The 285-nt window shown below is 57.9% G+C and carries 1 rRNA gene; it reads right to left on the bottom strand.

Annotated elements, in window-relative coordinates:
- Position 1 precedes the first annotated feature (1 nt).
- A 23S ribosomal RNA gene (locus QQM72_RS40745) occupies positions 2 to 285 on the bottom strand; the annotation flags it as partial.

The raw sequence follows: 285 nt of genomic DNA, 5'->3' as shown, positions 1-285 counted from the left end.
CGGTATTCTCTACCTGACCACCTGAGTCGGTTTAGGGTACGGGCCGCCATGAAACTCGCTAGAGGCTTTTCTCGACAGCATAGGATCATCCACTTCGCCACAATCGGCTCGGCATCAGGTCTCAGACTATGTGAACGGCGGATTTGCCTACCGTTCGCCCTACACCCTTACCCCGGGACAACCACCGCCCGGGATGGACTACCTTCCTGCGTCACCCCATCACTCACCTACTGCAAGTCTGGTTCGTCGGCTCCACCACTTTCCTTTCCCCGAAGGGTCCGGAAC

Origin of the sequence: Streptomyces zaehneri (assembly GCF_032248645.1) — a bacterium.
Lineage (GTDB): Bacteria > Actinomycetota > Actinomycetes > Streptomycetales > Streptomycetaceae > Streptomyces > Streptomyces coriariae.
Note: the sequence above shows the minus strand (reverse complement) of the source record. Positions and strands in the feature narration are given on the sequence as shown.